This is a genomic window from Pseudomonas sp. UV AK001, from assembly GCF_046097675.1.
Taxonomy (GTDB): domain Bacteria; phylum Pseudomonadota; class Gammaproteobacteria; order Pseudomonadales; family Pseudomonadaceae; genus Aquipseudomonas; species Aquipseudomonas kribbensis.
On sequence record NZ_JBJUVZ010000006.1, the window covers coordinates 286,935 to 301,655 of the forward strand.

Consider the following 14,721-nt stretch of genomic DNA (forward strand, 5'->3'; position numbering starts at 1 on the left):
GACCTCATTGCCCGACCTGAGCGGTTTGTTGCCCAGCACCCGGGAATACGTTGCGTTTGCAGATTTTCGCTTCGACTTTCTGTGGCGCGGTGCCCGCATCCGGGCCCTGGACTTCGACCGCCAGCAGGTTCTGCGAGGCCCAGTCTTCGTCCGTGCGCAACTCAAAGGCGAAACGACCGTCGGTGTCGGAGGTTTCCGGTTTCTCGATCTTGATGTCCTCGTGGCGACCGTTCATGTACCAGAGGGTGGCTTGCAGTTTCTTCACCGAGGGGTCGGCGAAGCGGATGTCGACCTGATGGCCGCTGTTCTGCAGGTTCAGGTTCTTGCTGTTGACCAGCAGTTCCTGTTTGCCGCCGGGTTTGAGCGTGGTGCTGGCGGACATTTGCGTGTCTTTGCCTTCGCAGCCGTTGTCGAGCAGGGACATCATCTGGCGATAGATGGTTTCCTGGTCGAGGCGGTACAGCGGCGAGAATTCCCAGATGAGGATTTTCGGCGGGGTCTTCTGGAATTCGTCGCTGCCCAGGTACTGCAGCATCGAACCTTCCAGGCCGCCGCCGGGGAAGGCGACGTTGAGAATGTCGGCGCCGATGGCTTCTTCGAGGAAGCCGGCGAAGTTGTAGTTCTTGCCGCTGTGGGAAGTACCGACCAGGGTGATCTGCGGATTACCGGAATCGCCGAACAGATCACCGTCACCGGCTTCGCCTTTCGGCTCGGTGGTGAACTGGTCCATGTACTGGATCGCGTAACTGGTGCCGCACAGTTGCCCGGCCATGTTGTGCAGAGTGCCGGTCTTGCCCATGCGCCCGGAGCGTTTGGTCTCGAATTCACGCTTGGGAATGTCGGCGAAGGCCGGGATCTGCTTGACCTTCTCGGCGACGATTTTCGCCGTGCGCTGAGCACCGTACGGCGTCCAGTGCTGGTCGCCACGGAAGTAGAAATCGTGGGCGGGCAGGGTGTCGGGCAGCGATTCGTTGGTCAGCGGCGACAGGTCCGGCACCACGTAACCCATCTGCGCGAAACGGCCGAGCATGGTCTTGTAGTTGCCCAGCGCTTTCTCGTAATCGAACGCGGCTTTTTCCGCCGGGTTGAGCTTGTTGCGGTTCACCAGGCCACGGGTCGGCTGATAGACGATCACCAGTTCGACGCCTTTGGCCTTGAACGCATCGTGCAACTGTTGCAGGCGCTTGTAGCCGGCCGGGGTGGTGTTGAATTCGGTGCGCAGGTCTTCCTGGGTCCGGAACAACCAGTCGCCCTGGGCTTGCACCAGGGTGGTGAAGTTCTGCTGATAACGCGTGGTGTAGTTCTTCGCGTCATGGGCGGCCGGACACAGGCTGCAGCAAGGTTCGGCGGTGAATTTCGGTGGCTGGACTTCATCCGCGCGGGCGCCGTTGCTGGCCGCCAGAATGCCCACGGTCAGGGCCGACAGGCTGAGTAATTTGATCAGGTGTGGGTGCATAAAATTATCCTCAGTCCCGCATTTCGGTCTGGCGTTCGACGGGGTCGATCAGCACGGCTTTCTGCTGGCGCACCAGCAGGTCAAGAATTTCATCCTGTCGGTCACCCAGGACGCCGTTGAAGCTGATGCCGCTGGATTTGGTCGGCGCCAGCATCGACACGCGGTACAGCTCGACGCTCAGCGGCGAGTCGATGGCCATCGGGCCGCTGCCGTTGGCCGCCAGTTCGCCGCCGACCACGATCAGCGAAACCTGGGCGTCGAACGGGTCGAGCTTGATGTCGCGGTCGGTGTCGGTCAGGTCCTTGATGTGGCCGTAGACGCCGGTCAGGCCGTTGGCCATGGCGATGTTTTCGTAGAGGCGGATGTTCACGCTGTTACGAATGCGGATGCCGTGGCGCTTGTTGCTGATGACCTTGTTGCCCCACAGCAGGTTGTCGGCGGACTCGTAAAGCGTGATGCCGTCGGTATGGTTCTTGTAGATCTCGTTGTAGGCAACGATGTTGTTCACGCTGTTACGGTCGATCACCAGCCCCGAGAGGTGGTTGTTGTAACTCTTGTTGTTGAAGATGAAGCTGTCGTTCACCTCTCGGGAAATGATGATCCCGTGCTTCTTCTTCGTACCGTGGACGGTGTTCTCGGCAATGATCAGACCGTGGGAACGGTCGTGGGGGTCAATGCCGTAGACGATGTTGTCCTTGTAGGTGTTGCCCTTGACCACGAAGTCGCGGGTCTCGTAGCAGTAGAAGCCGTACCACATGTCCGAGAACTCGGAACCGACGATCCAGCCGGTCGGCTCGGGACGCTTGAGCACCTTGGCCATGTTCGGCGTGTACTGGGAAATACTCACGCCGTAGGACTTGCTGTTGGCGTAGCCGAAGCTGGCCATCCTGCTGTTGACGATGTAGGTCTCGGTGCCGCCCCAGGCCAGCAGGAACGGGCGGAATTCCTTCGGCGAACGGAAGGTCGCCGGGCCGTTGTCCTTCTCGCGCCAGCCGGTGACTTTGGTGTCACGCACGAACAACTGACCGTCGTTGACCAGGAACGAACCGGCCTCCTGGGACAGGCGCAATTCCTGGGTCTGGCCATCGATTTCGAGGATACCTTTGCGGCCCACGACGATCGGCAACTTGGCCAGGTACACGCCCGGCGAGGTTTCGCTGAAGTACTGCTTGGGCAGTTTCTGCGCCAGCTCTTTCAGATTCATGTAGCCGTCGTCGACGAAGATCGCCTGTGGGATGCCGTGCTGACGCACCACCCATTCGGCCATCTTGTTGTCGCCGCCGATGAAGTCCTTCAGGGCGTCTTCCTGCATCATCCGGCGCACGCTGATCTTGCCCGGTTTGCTGCGCACGATCTTCGCGGCAGCGGCCTCGGCGGTGAAGCCGGAGAGGTCGGGCAGTTTCGGCTTGGCCAGTTCCAGCGCCTCGGTTGGCGCGCTGCTGACGGTGTAGGTCTTGGCCTGTTGCAGCTCCTTGGCGATGGTGACCGGCTTGCCTGGCTGAGGGGCCGCCGGTTCGACCGTGGCGAAGGCGCCAGTCGAGGCCAGCAGCATTGCGCCGGCCAACAGGCTGAGCGAGCCTTTCCTTGGGTTGTTCATGTCGGGCACTCCCTTCGCGGTTTGCATCAGAAGCGCCAGATCACGTCGATGAACGCGCGGTGCATGTACGAATCGACCTGGCTGCCATAGGCGTCACCCGGCTTGAACACGCCGCCACGGAAACGCACCAGGGCCGAAGGCTCGTCGATCGACTGGCTCAACGCCGCCGGCAGCAGGCCTTGCTTGAAGTACTTGGTGACCACCAGATCCATCTCCTGGCCCAGATCCTTGTTGCCGTCCTGCAGTGGCAACGAGGTGCTGGAGAGGATTGCGCCGGTCACGTCGTCGGTGTTGTTTTCCACAGCGTTGATGCCGTTGCTGCCCACCGGCTTGTTGCCGTCCACGCGCCAGAACTTGTGGTAGATCAGACTGGCGTCGTACTGGTCGTTGAGCATCCAGGAACCGAACAGCGTGGCGGTCTGCATGTTGTTCATTTCGCCACGGAAAGCCTCGCCGAAACGATGCACCCGCGAGCGGGTACCGGTGTAGTTGGAGCGGTTGCTTTCCAGGCCGTTCTGTTGGTAATTGGCGCTGGCGCGGGCATAGGCCGCACCGACCTGCCACTGCGGATCGAGGCGCAGGCGCACGCCGATGTCGGTGGCCCAGCCGTTGATGTCTTCGCTGCGCTTGGCTTGCGCCGGGCGGGTGCCGTCGGCGTTCAGCGGGTTGACCGTGTCGCGGTCGCCGCTCATGCCGGTGATGCTGCCCCAGTAGTTGACGGTGTTGGTGTTGCGCCAGTTGTAGGCGTCGCTGTCGGCGGTCAGGCCGAGCCAGCTGATGTCGCCGTTCTGGGTTTTGTCGAGGGTGTCGCGGGGCACGCCCGGCTCGGCGTAATCGAGTTTGCCGTTATCGTGGGTGTGATGGCCGCGAATGCCGACCCAGTTGCCCGGTGTCCACTGATACGCTGCATCGGCGTAGGCGTGCAGGCGATCCTTGTCTTTCGGCGCCAGCTCTTTCAGGTCGGTTCGGTATTCGCTGAAGCGTTCGGCGACACCGGCGTTGGCGCGCAGCAGGGTGGTGTCGAAGGTCCAGTTCAGCGCTTCGATGTTGGTGTCGCGCCACTGGCCGTCGTCGTTGCGCAGGCGCTGGCGACCGAACTTGAGGATCTCGCCGGGGTAGGGTGTCAGGCCGCTGTAGCCGACCCAGAATTCGCGCATCGCCAGGTAGTTCTTCTTGGTCTTGCGATCACCGCTGTCGGTGGTTTCGGCGCCGTCGGACTGTTGCAGGGTGTCGGTCTCGATGATGTCGGTCGAAGTCACGGCCTGGCCCATGGCGTAGGCACTCCACGCGCCGCTTTCGCCGTAGATCCACGGACGCAGGTCGAGGCCGACGCCGTTGACGTCGCCACCGGGCGCGGTGCCGAGATCGCGGTCGTCTTCGGACTGGCCGGTGATTTTCACTTCGAGGCCGAAGTTCTTGGTTTCAGTGATCGCGGCCAGTGTCGGGCAAGACCAGATCAGCGCGAACGTAAGGCCAATGCCAGCCTTCACGAATGGATTCAACTTCATAATTTTTCCTCGCCGTCTTCTTCTTGCAGGGCGTGCAGTTGCAGCGTGTTCTGATTCAGGGCGCCACGGCTGGCCTGTTCCTGTTGCAACAGGCGCTGGGCTTCGGCCAGGCGCTCGGGGGGCAATTGCGCCGCGAGGGTGGTCGCCAGCTCATCGGCTTGCGGCGTGTTCTGGGCCTTGGCCAGCTGGCTGAACACGTAGGCGTTGAGCGGATCGGGCTGGGTGCCCTTGCCTTGGGAAAACAGTTGGGCGATGGCGAAGTCGGCGCTGTTCTGGCCGTTGCGCGCAGCAGTCAGCAGATGGTCGAGAGCCTTCTGCGGATAGACCTTGCCCAGGTAGCCACGGCGGTAGATCTGGCCGAGGTAGTAGTCGGCGGCGACTTCGCGGCCGACGGCTTTCTGGAAATGTTCCTCGGCGACTTTCGCGTCGGCCGGCACCAGTTTGCCTTCGTAGTAGAGCTTGCCCAGCAACAGCTCGGCGCGGGGCTGATCGGCGGCGCGGCCGTTGTCCAGGTACTTCATCATCTGGTCGATATCGCCCAGTTCCGGGAAGTCGTAGAGCAGTTGTGCCAGCGTCACCCACGAGGCCGGGTAGCCCGGTGCGATCGGTTCGAGCAGCGATTGCGCGGTTTTTTCGTCGGTCTTGCCGAGGGTCGAGTCGGCGAGCACACGGGCAACGGAGTCCACGCGCTGGGCCGTGACGCTGCCACGGCTGTAACCGGCCTGCAGTTGCTTGATCAGCTCGGCTTGCTGGTCTGGCTGGGCACGTTTCTGATAGACCGTGGCCAGTTCGACGTAGCAGATGTCGGTGGTGTGCAGCGCGGCCTTGCAGATCTTTTCCACGTCATCCAGATGCTGGTCGTAAGTGCCCTGGGTGCGATACAGCAGCACCTGCGCCAGGCCGGCTTCCGGGTAACCGGATTTGCGCCACTGGTCGATCTGCTGCTGGGCGTTGATGTTCGGGAAACTGTGCGGGTATTGCAGGTACAGCATCGCCAGCGGGATCAGCGTGTTGCCTTCGCCGTTGGCAGCGGCTTTCTTCAGCAGGGTTTCGGCTTCGTGATGCTCGGCTTCGGTGGAGCCGGGCTTGGCCACCAGCAAGCGACCGAGTCGGGCCTGGGCACGCGGCGACACATCGGCGGCTGCGCGATAGGTCGCCTCGGCCTGTTTGATCTGCGCAGGGTCGCGGCTGTCGACCTGGATGTCGGCGAGACCAACCTGAGCCTCGCTGTAACCCAGATCGGCCAGCGCACGGTAGTTCTGCGCGGCGGTCGCGGTGTCGCCGCGCTTCAGCGCTTCGTTGGCCAGACGCTGGTCGGGCAGGCCGGCGCAACCGGCCAAAGCGATTGCCATGGCCAGCGTCAGCGGGACCGGCAGGATTCTGATAGGGCTCGTCACGGGCATGTCCTCGACTTAAAGACCGGCAGCCATGGCTTTGTCGATCAGCCAGTTCAGGTTCGGACCACGGTCGCTGTTCACTTCCACCGGACGGCCGGCGAAGGTGCTGTCCAGCGGCTCGTCCGGCTGGATCTGCACGCGGATGTCGGAGGACAGGTCGGCGCTTTTCAGGCTGGTGCTGCTGATGATCTTGCCGGTGCGGGTCTTGTCTTCGCCGGCGATCTGGAAGCTCACCGGAGTACCCGGGCGCACGTCGCCGAACTGGCGATAGGAGAAGCGCGCATCGACGGTGGCCTGGGTGTTGCGCGGTACCAGAGTGAAGATCACGTCGCCCTTGCTCGCGTACTGACCGTCAGCCACCAGTTGCTGGGCCACGGTGCAATCGCACGGCGAGGTGAGGGTGCCGGTCATCTGCTTGCCGAACAGTTCTTCAACCTTGGCCGGTTGCAGTTGATCTTCGTCCAGATGGCCCTTGAGCACGTCGAGCATGCTGGTGCTGAAAGTCGCCAGCGGTGCACCCTTGGCGGCAACACCGTCGGATTTCACCAGGCTCTGCACAGTGCCGTCGCGCGGCATGGTGATGTTCATGCCCGGTACGCTGACCAGACCGGCCTGGGCGTGGCTGACGAAGTACATGCTGTATACCGATTTGAAAACGAAACCCGCTGCCACAAGACCGATCGCGAAGATACCGGCGCTGAAGGTCACGGCTTTCAGACGCCCGAACGGGGTCATGCCGTGGCCGCTGTCCTTGGTCTTGCGTGCCTTGGTGAAGTTGTCGCGCTGCAGGGTCGCCAGCACTTCGCCGATGCTGACGATGTCGCCGGCCAGGTGCGAAGTGATCAGGTGGCGCAGGGTGGAAATATCCTGCGGCTCGAGGTTCTGGAACTGGCAACCGGCGCGGCCGGTCTGGCGGTCGTAGGAACGCACTTGCAGTTCAACGTCCATGGCGATGCCGAGGTTGTCGATGACGAATTGCAGGCGCGCCTTGTACACCTGGCCGACGGTCAGCGGCAGTTGCCCGGCGTTGAACGCCAGACCACCGGCGGACAGGTCGATGACCCGCGCTTCGACCGGTGTGCGGTCAGGGCCGAAGAACCGCAGCTTGGCCGGGATTTTCACCCGGGCGTGCTGGCGCTGGGCTTCGGATTCATGCACTACGTTGACGTTGACGGCGGTATTCATGGGGGCGATTTCCTTGTTAATTCAAGAGGGGCAGGTCAGACCATCATCAGCAGCACGGCGACGAAAATGCTGCCGGCGGAGAAGGTCATGGTCCGAGACGACCAGGTGTTGAACCAACGTTGAAAGCTGGCGAGATCACGGGTCAGGGAAGTGGGCTGGCGAGTCCAGGATTGCTGGTCGAGGCGGAAGAACACGTAGATCTTCACCAGCGCACCGACGATCTGGTTGTAATAGAGAATCACCGGGTAGGCCGGGCCGATGCGGTGGCCGGAGCACGACAGCAGCAGCGTCAGAATCAGGCGGGTGATGCCGATCCACAGCAGGTACGCGAGGATGAACGCACCGCCGTATTTGAAGCTGGCGATGATCGCTACGGTCAGGCCCAGCAGCGAGGTCCACATCGATACGCGCTGGTCGAACAGCACCACCGAGGTGAAGGCGCCGAGGCGTTTCACACCCAGGCCCAGGGCTCGTGAGTTCTGCCGCAGATTGTTGCCGTACCAGCGGAACATCAGTTTGCGACTGGCCTTGATGAAGCTCTTTTCCGGCGGGTGTTCAACGGTGTTGATCGCCGCGTCCGGCACGTAGAAGGTGTCGTAGCCCAGGCGCATCAGGCTGAACCAGCTCGACTTGTCGTCGCCGGTCAGGAACTTGAAACGGCCCAGGCGCCAGTGTTGCAGCGAGTCGCTTTCGACGTCGGCGATGAAGTCCGGATTGGTCACCACGGAGGCACGGAACACCGACATGCGACCGGTCATGGTCAGCACGCGCTTGGACAGGGCCATCGAGCACATGTTGATGTGGCGCTGGGCGAAACGCAGTTTGTGCCACTCGCTCATGATGTAGCCGCCGCGCACTTCGCAGAATTCGTTGGTGGTCAGGCCGCCGACGTTGCCGAACATCTGGAACCACGGCACTGTCTTGCGCACCACGCCTTCGGCGAGCACGGTGTCGCCGTCGATCACGGCCACCACGGCGCGGTCGTCCGGCAGGTGACGGGAGATCGCACGGAAGCCGTAAGCCAGGCCATCGCGTTTGCCGGTGCCGGGAATGCGCACGAAGTCGAGCTTGACCCGGTCCGGCGGATTCATCCGCGCCCACAGTGCCTTGACCAGCAGTTCATCGGACATTTCGACGATGGAGCAGACCACGGTGGTCGGCAGTTCGCAGTCGATGGCTTCGCGGATCACCGAGCTGTAGACCTGCGCGGTGGTCAACGCGTCGATGCGGAAACTGGTGACCATCAGAAACACATGGGACGGGGCCGCCGCCTTGCCCAGCTTGCGAACCTTGCGGCGCAGGTGCGGGTAGACGATGTAGAGAAAAATCATGCCGCGCACAAAGTGCGTGGCACCCATCGAGTAGCGCCAGATACCCACGGCGCCAATCAGGAAAATGAAGTCCTTCGACTCGGAGTCGAACGTGGACTCGGGCAGCATCAGGGCCAGGCCCATCAGCAGGCTCAGAAACAAAAGCCAGCCGGCGGATTGCAGAAAAAAATGTTTGAGCTTGGACATGACCGTCATCCGAAGGTGATGGGGGCTTCAGGCCGCCCGCCGATTCACGGCGTGCGGCTTGAAGCTCGAGGCTTGCTGCTGCGTTACCAGCAGATCCCTTCGGTGCGGGTGCCGGCATCGGTGGCCTTGGCCATGAAGCCGACCAGGTCGATGACCTGTTTGCCGTGTGGCGCCTGTTGAGCCAGGGAGCGGAACTTCTCGTCGCGGTTGCCGAGGATGATCACGTCGGAGTTGTCGATCACCGAGTCGAAATCCGCATTGAGCAGGGACGACACGTGGGGGATCTTCGACTCGATGTAATCCTTGTTCGCGCCGTGGACACGGGCGTACTGGACGTTGCTGTCGTAGATGCTCAGGTCGTAACCCTTGCCGATCAGCATCTCGGCCAGTTCCACCAGCGGGCTTTCGCGCAGGTCGTCGGTGCCGGCCTTGAAGCTCAGGCCGAGCAGGGCGACTTTGCGCTTGTCGTGGCTCTCAACGATGTCGAAGGCGTTCTGCACTTGCGATTCGTTGCTGCGCATCAGCGAGTTGAGCAGCGGTGCTTCCACATCCAGGGAGCCGGCGCGGTAGGTCAGGGCGCGTACGTCCTTTGGCAGGCACGAGCCGCCGAAGGCGAAGCCCGGACGCATGTAGTACTGGGACAGGTTGAGGGTCTTGTCCTGGCAGACCACGTCCATTACTTCACGGCCATCGACGCCCACCGCTTTGGCGATGTTGCCGATCTCGTTGGCGAAGGTCACTTTGGTCGCGTGCCAGACGTTGCAGGTGTACTTGATCATCTCGGCGACGGCGATGTCCTTGCGGATGATCGGCGCGTCGAGTTCTTCGTACAGCGATTGCAGAACGTCACCCGAAGCCTTGTCGAACTCGCCGATGACGGTCATCGGTGGCAGGTCGTAGTCGGCGATCGCGGTGGATTCACGCAGGAACTCGGGGTTCACGGCCACACCGAAATCAACGCCGGCCTTCTTGCCGGAGCAGTCTTCGAGAATCGGGATCACCACGTTGGCGACGGTGCCCGGCAGCACGGTGCTGCGCACGACGATGGTGTGACGGGTGGATTTTTCACGCAGGACAAAACCGATCTCGCGGCACACCGCTTCGATGTAGTTCAGTTCCAGGTCGCCGTTCTTCTTGCTTGGCGTGCCGACGCAGATCATCGACAGGTCGGTGTCGCGAATCGCCTCGGCGAAGTTGGTCGTACCGCGCAGACGACCGGTCTCGATCCCTTGCGCCAGCAACTCGCCCAGGCCCGGTTCGACAATGGGGGATTTGCCAGCGTTGATCATGTCGATCTTGTCTTTGGCAACATCGACGCCAACCACGTCATGGCCCCGTGCAGACAGGCAACCGGCACAGACTGCACCGACGTAACCCAAACCAAATATGCTGATGCGCATCGCAATTACCTCTGTATATATCAGGCCGTTAGAGGGCCGGAGTTAATGGTGTTCAGCGGTCTTAGTGCACTCGAAAGTGTGACTTGCAGGCGTCACAATGCCGTGTGCAGGCATACTAAGTTTCGAGTGTCTAAATAAGTGCACTCAAGATGTGCGCAACCAGGCCTTATTGTTGTGACATGCCCTGTTATGCAGCGGATCCTCTGGCAAGAGGACTCTTGTGCAATCTCGTATTGCGCGCCCGATGTCAGGCGCAGGCCTGTAGATCGGGCGGTTGGGTGCTCAGGCGAGCACGTTTATAAGGGCGCGGCCTTGGCCTTGTAGGGGATATTGATGGTGCGTATCTCCTGTCCTTCGCTAGTTGTCCAGAGTTGTTATCCATTCAGGCAAGTTGCTGTGACAACTTGGTTACATGGTTTTGATCTCTGCGTAAGTTATCTCGTACATATTCGGCGAGAATCGTTACCGGTGGTATGAGCTATGCATTTGGACATAGTTCCTGTCCGCTCATCGCGAAATCTGAAATTTTTTGAAATATTGAGAAAGATGGCACTGCTCTCATATTGATAGCACTTTCCATTTCGCCCTTTATTAATAGGCAGATAATCGCGTTAGATGGTTTTGTGCCACTACCCGGAAAAATTTCAGGTGCCACTACTGAAAAAAATGACAACTGTCGAGTGAAAGAAAAGATAGAAATGGAGGTGATGTTTTTATGGCGCCAAGAAAACGGCGAAAAGAAGGGAGGTTTTTTTGACGTCGTGCGAGGTGCACGACTCTTTATATAAAGAGTCGTGCAATGGGCATGCTTTATTCGGGTGCGTGATCGCGCAGAAACACCAGATTGTCCGGTTTTGATTGCTCGGCGCTGAAGCGATAACCCTGCACATCGAACTGTTTGAGGGCCGCCGGATCGTTGATGCGTTCCTGGATCACGAAGCGGCTCATCAGGCCTCGAGCCTTTTTGGCGTAGAAGCTGATGATCTTGTACTGGCCGTTCTTCAGGTCTTTGAACTCGGTGTTGATGATCCGCGCGTTCAGGGCTGTGCGCTTGACCGCCGAGAAGTACTCGTTGGACGCCAGGTTCAGCAACACGTCATCGCCTTGGTCGGCCAGCGCTTCGTTCAACCATTCGCTGATGCGGGTGCCCCAGAACGCGTACAAGTCCTTGCCCCGGGAGTTGGCCAGTTTGGTGCCCATTTCCAGCCGATACGGCTGCATCAGGTCGAGCGGGCGCAGCAGGCCGTAGAGGCCGGAGAGCATGCGCAGGTGCTGTTGCGCGTAGTCGAAATCGGCTTCGCTGAAGCTCTGGGCGTCGAGCCCGGTGTAGACGTCACCCTTGAAGGCCAGGAGTGCCTGTTTGGCGTTGGCCGGGGTGAACGCCGGTGTCCAGCTGCCGAAGCGTGCAGCATTGAGGCCGCCGATCTTGTCGGAGACGTGCATCAGTTCGCTGATCTGGGCAGGCGTCAGCTCGCGCAACTGCTGGATCAGCTCCTGGGAATGGTCGAGGTATTGCGGCTGGGTGAAGCGCTGGGTCGCCGGCGGTGTTTCGTAATCGAGGGTCTTGGCGGGGGAAATCACCATCAGCATGAAGTCGTCTCCTTTAATCGTGGGGGCGATTCTAGGGGGTTGGGACGGATGACTCCAGCTATCAGGTCCATAGGTGATCGGCGGTTCGCCAGCCGGATCGGCTATAGTGCCGCGCGGGTTTTGTTATGGAGACACCCCTTTGCGCATTGTTCTTTTATTCACCGTGTGGCTGTTGAGCTTCGGGGCCGTCGCGGCGCCGGGCGATATTGCCACGCTTGATCGCAGCACCTGGCCGGAGAAACTCGACAACCCGACCCTGTTCGACGTTGCCTCCCGGGCGGAAGTCCTGATGTTCGCCCGGGGCCTGCTGGGCAGTGAAGCACTGGATGAGGCCGCGCTGGCCCAGCGTCTGGGGCTGCGCACGGTCAATCTGGAGGCGATCAACAGTCTGCGCGAGCGTCTGTGGCAGCGGTTGCTGACCAGCTACAACTACGCCCAGCAGAGCTGCGATCAGGACGCCTCCTTCTGCTTCCTCGTCGAAGACCTGCCGACCCTGCGCGAGCAGGCGGCCAAGTTCGTGGTCAGCGATGAAAGCTATTACACCAAGTGGGCCGAGCCGAGCCGGATCTTCCATCAGCAGTATCTGGATGAACTGCTGCGCAAGGCGGCACTGTCGCCGCAGACCACCAGCGAAGTCGATCATTTCGGTGACTACGAGCGCAATGGCGACGACATGCATGACCGTTTGTTCCTGCTGAGTTTCGACAGCGCCGCCAACCTGCAGCCGGACAACACCGACTGGATCGCCGACTATCTGCGCAAATCCAGTCTGAGCGGCACCTTCTTTTTGCTGGGCAAGGATGTGCAGGCGCGACTGGCGGATCGCTCGGTGAACAACCTGCAAGCGGAATTCTCGAAACTCTGCGTGGGCGTGCAGGGCTGGGAATTCCGCTCCCACAGCCACTGGCAGGACTGGCAGGATTCGGTGCGCCGCAGCAGTGATCTGGTGAAGAGCAAGCTGCCGGAAAACTACGTACCGCTGTTCCGTCCACCGGAGGGGCAGCGCCGCAGTGATGCCGGCAGTTTCTTGCGCAATCAGGGCCTGCAAGTGGCGCTGTGGGACATCGATGCCCAGGACGGCGCCGGCAAGCTCAAGGGCAATCCCAGCGCGCAGCGGGTGCTGACCCTGATGCTGTTGTGGCGGCACGGAGTGATCAATTTCAACATGAAGCAGGACGCGGTGAAGACGGCGTTGCCGTGGCTGATCACGCAAACCGCGCAAAGCGGCATCGGCTGGGAAGACTGTCAGGACGCTTTTCGCTGACAAACGGCAAGAGCCCGGAAACATTGGGCTTGGGGTAATTTTTTTGCAGGATTCGATGCAGGCGGACTTCCGACTCTAACGGGGGCAGGGCGGTCCGCCAAGGGCTTTTCGTCACTTTGCAAAATAAACTTCAAAAAAGCGTCAAAGTGCTTTTTTCTGTCACGGGTTTTGGAGTATTACGAAGTCAGACAGCCGAAACCTGCAACACAGGTGGCGTCTTCCAAGACCCATTTTGTGTGCAATTCACCTGCTATTCCGAACAAAAGCTTCGCAGGTGGATTCGGCAGTCACTTCGAGGCGCAGCACCGCCCAGGTATTGCGTCGAATGGCTCCCACAAAGGTGACCGAGTATGGATGATCACGGACGTAGCCCTTCCTCCAACCAGCCAATCCTTTATGTACTCGATACCAACGTACTGATTCACGATCCAAACGCCCTGCTGAATTTCGAAGAACACCACGTCGCGATCCCGATGACCGTGCTTGAAGAGCTGGACAAGCTCAAGAGCGGGCATCACAGCGTGGCCGCCGAATGCCGCCAGGCCATCCGGCTGATCGACAAGACGTTGGGCGATGCCTCGCCCGAAGACGTCGAGCAAGGGGTGCCGATCCAGCGCGGAAAGGGCGGGCCGAAGGGGTTGCTGTCAATTCTGATGAGCAAACAGGCAGAGTCGAACCTGATTCTGCCCGAGCACCTGAACGACAACAAAATCATCAACCAGTTGATCGATCTGCACACCCGCGATCCGAAGAAACCGGTGGTGCTGGTCACCAAAGACATCAACATGCGTCTCAAGGCGCGGGCCTGCGGGATCGACGCCGAGGACTACAGCACCGACCAACTGGTCGATGACGTGTCCCTGTTGCCCAACGGCTACCACAACATGACCGGCTCCTTCTGGGACCGCGTGAGCAAGGTCGAAACCCGTCAGGACCATGGCCGCACCTGGCACCAGGTGCAATTGATTGACAACCTGCCGGCCGTGCACATCAACGAGTTCATCATCGATGAGCAGGGCTTTGTCGGCTGGATCAAGGAGATTGAAGAGGACCGTCTGCTGATCCTCGATCTGCACCAGGAACCACTGCTGCATCAGGAAGCCTGGGGCCTCAAGCCGCGTGACATCTATCAGAGCCTGGCGCTGTACGCCTTGCTCGACCCGGACATTCATCTGGTCAACCTGTCCGGCGCCGCCGGATCCGGCAAGACCATCCTGGCGCTGGCCGCTGCGATCGAGCAGACCATGGTCAGCAAGCGTTATCGCCGCATCATCGCCACCCGCAGCGTGCAGGGCCTGGATCAGGAAATCGGCTTCCTGCCCGGCACCGAAGCGGAAAAAATGGAGCCCTGGCTGGGCGCCATCACCGACAACCTCGAAGCCTTGCACATGGATGACGAAAACACCCATGGCAGCGTCGACTACATCCTCAGCAAAGTGCCGTTGCAGTTCAAATCGCTCAACTACATTCGCGGTCGCAGCTTCCAGCAGAGCCTGATCCTGATCGACGAATGCCAGAACCTTACGCCGCACCAGATGAAAACCATCATCACCCGGGCCGGCGCCGGTTCCAAAGTGGTGTGCCTGGGCAACCTGGCACAGATCGATACCCCTTACCTGTCCGCGACGAGTTCCGGGCTGACCTATCTGACCGAACGTTTCAAAGACTTCCCCAACGGCGTACACATTACGCTGCAAGGGGTGCCTCGCTCGATTCTGGCCGAATACGCCGAATCCCATCTGTAACCCTTACAAAGGAACCGGGCGACTGCAAAGTCGCCCGGTTTTTTGTGTGCGCAATTCTGACC

At 60.5% G+C, this 14,721-nt stretch carries 10 protein-coding genes; 2 read left to right on the forward strand and 8 right to left on the reverse strand.

The genetic code is table 11. The annotated features are described in order from the left end of the window. Positions 1–4: 4 nt before the first annotated feature. From ACKLNA_RS18500 to yaaA, 8 genes are all read right to left on the reverse strand, one after another. Positions 5–1,456 (reverse strand): alginate O-acetyltransferase, encoded by a 1,452-nt coding sequence (locus tag ACKLNA_RS18500; protein ID WP_085711703.1) that lies wholly within the window; start codon positions 1,454–1,456, stop codon positions 5–7. 10 nt (positions 1,457–1,466) lie between these two features. Beyond that, the gene (gene algG, locus ACKLNA_RS18505; RefSeq protein ID WP_408986684.1) at positions 1,467–3,053 is read right to left on the reverse strand and encodes a mannuronan 5-epimerase AlgG; all 1,587 of its coding nucleotides are present in this window, start codon (positions 3,051–3,053) and stop codon (positions 1,467–1,469) included. Positions 3,054–3,079: 26 nt separating this feature from the next. Continuing rightward, positions 3,080–4,561 carry an alginate export family protein gene (locus tag ACKLNA_RS18510; RefSeq protein WP_408986685.1) on the reverse strand — a complete coding sequence of 494 codons (1,482 nt, stop codon included), beginning with the start codon at positions 4,559–4,561 and terminating at the stop codon, positions 3,080–3,082. After that, complete coding sequence (algK, locus tag ACKLNA_RS18515) at positions 4,558–5,964, reverse strand: alginate biosynthesis TPR repeat lipoprotein AlgK (RefSeq protein WP_192552925.1); 1,407 nt, start codon at positions 5,962–5,964, stop codon at positions 4,558–4,560. The genes ACKLNA_RS18510 and algK overlap by 4 nt, the downstream gene beginning before the upstream one ends. A gap of 9 nt (positions 5,965–5,973) precedes the next feature. Next, a complete protein-coding gene (locus ACKLNA_RS18520) occupies positions 5,974–7,143 on the reverse strand; it encodes an alginate biosynthesis protein Alg44 (protein WP_119429974.1) in 1,170 nt (389 codons plus the stop codon). Between the two features lie 35 nt (positions 7,144–7,178). Continuing rightward, positions 7,179–8,660, reverse strand: coding sequence for a mannuronan synthase (gene alg8 / locus ACKLNA_RS18525; RefSeq protein WP_408986686.1), 1,482 nt, complete (start codon positions 8,658–8,660; stop codon positions 7,179–7,181). Positions 8,661–8,743: 83 nt separating this feature from the next. Next, a complete protein-coding gene (locus ACKLNA_RS18530) occupies positions 8,744–10,060 on the reverse strand; it encodes a nucleotide sugar dehydrogenase (protein ID WP_085711697.1) in 1,317 nt (438 codons plus the stop codon). A gap of 810 nt (positions 10,061–10,870) precedes the next feature. Then, complete coding sequence (yaaA, locus tag ACKLNA_RS18535) at positions 10,871–11,650, reverse strand: peroxide stress protein YaaA (RefSeq protein ID WP_408986687.1); 780 nt, start codon at positions 11,648–11,650, stop codon at positions 10,871–10,873. 139 nt (positions 11,651–11,789) lie between these two features. Between yaaA and ACKLNA_RS18540 the strand changes: the two genes are divergently transcribed. After that, positions 11,790–12,914 carry a polysaccharide deacetylase family protein gene (locus ACKLNA_RS18540; protein WP_408986688.1) on the forward strand — a complete coding sequence of 375 codons (1,125 nt, stop codon included), beginning with the start codon at positions 11,790–11,792 and terminating at the stop codon, positions 12,912–12,914. A gap of 350 nt (positions 12,915–13,264) precedes the next feature. Then, positions 13,265–14,659, forward strand: coding sequence for a PhoH family protein (locus tag ACKLNA_RS18545; RefSeq protein ID WP_085711694.1), 1,395 nt, complete (start codon positions 13,265–13,267; stop codon positions 14,657–14,659). The last annotated feature ends 62 nt before the right edge of the window (positions 14,660–14,721 follow it).

Excerpts from the sequence above, each read along its gene's own strand:
- ACKLNA_RS18510 (WP_408986685.1), bottom strand. The coding sequence starts at position 4,561 with ATGAAGTTGAATCCATTCGTGAAGGCTGGCATTGGCCTTACGTTCGCG.
- alg8 (WP_408986686.1), bottom strand. The coding sequence starts at position 8,660 with ATGTCCAAGCTCAAACATTTTTTTCTGCAATCCGCCGGCTGGCTTTTG.
- algK (WP_192552925.1), bottom strand. The coding sequence starts at position 5,964 with ATGCCCGTGACGAGCCCTATCAGAATCCTGCCGGTCCCGCTGACGCTG.
- yaaA (WP_408986687.1), bottom strand. The coding sequence starts at position 11,650 with ATGCTGATGGTGATTTCCCCCGCCAAGACCCTCGATTACGAAACACCG.
- ACKLNA_RS18545 (WP_085711694.1), top strand. The coding sequence starts at position 13,265 with ATGGATGATCACGGACGTAGCCCTTCCTCCAACCAGCCAATCCTTTAT.
- ACKLNA_RS18500 (WP_085711703.1), bottom strand. The coding sequence starts at position 1,456 with ATGCACCCACACCTGATCAAATTACTCAGCCTGTCGGCCCTGACCGTG.
- ACKLNA_RS18520 (WP_119429974.1), bottom strand. The coding sequence starts at position 7,143 with ATGAATACCGCCGTCAACGTCAACGTAGTGCATGAATCCGAAGCCCAG.
- ACKLNA_RS18530 (WP_085711697.1), bottom strand. The coding sequence starts at position 10,060 with ATGCGCATCAGCATATTTGGTTTGGGTTACGTCGGTGCAGTCTGTGCC.
- algG (WP_408986684.1), bottom strand. The coding sequence starts at position 3,053 with ATGAACAACCCAAGGAAAGGCTCGCTCAGCCTGTTGGCCGGCGCAATG.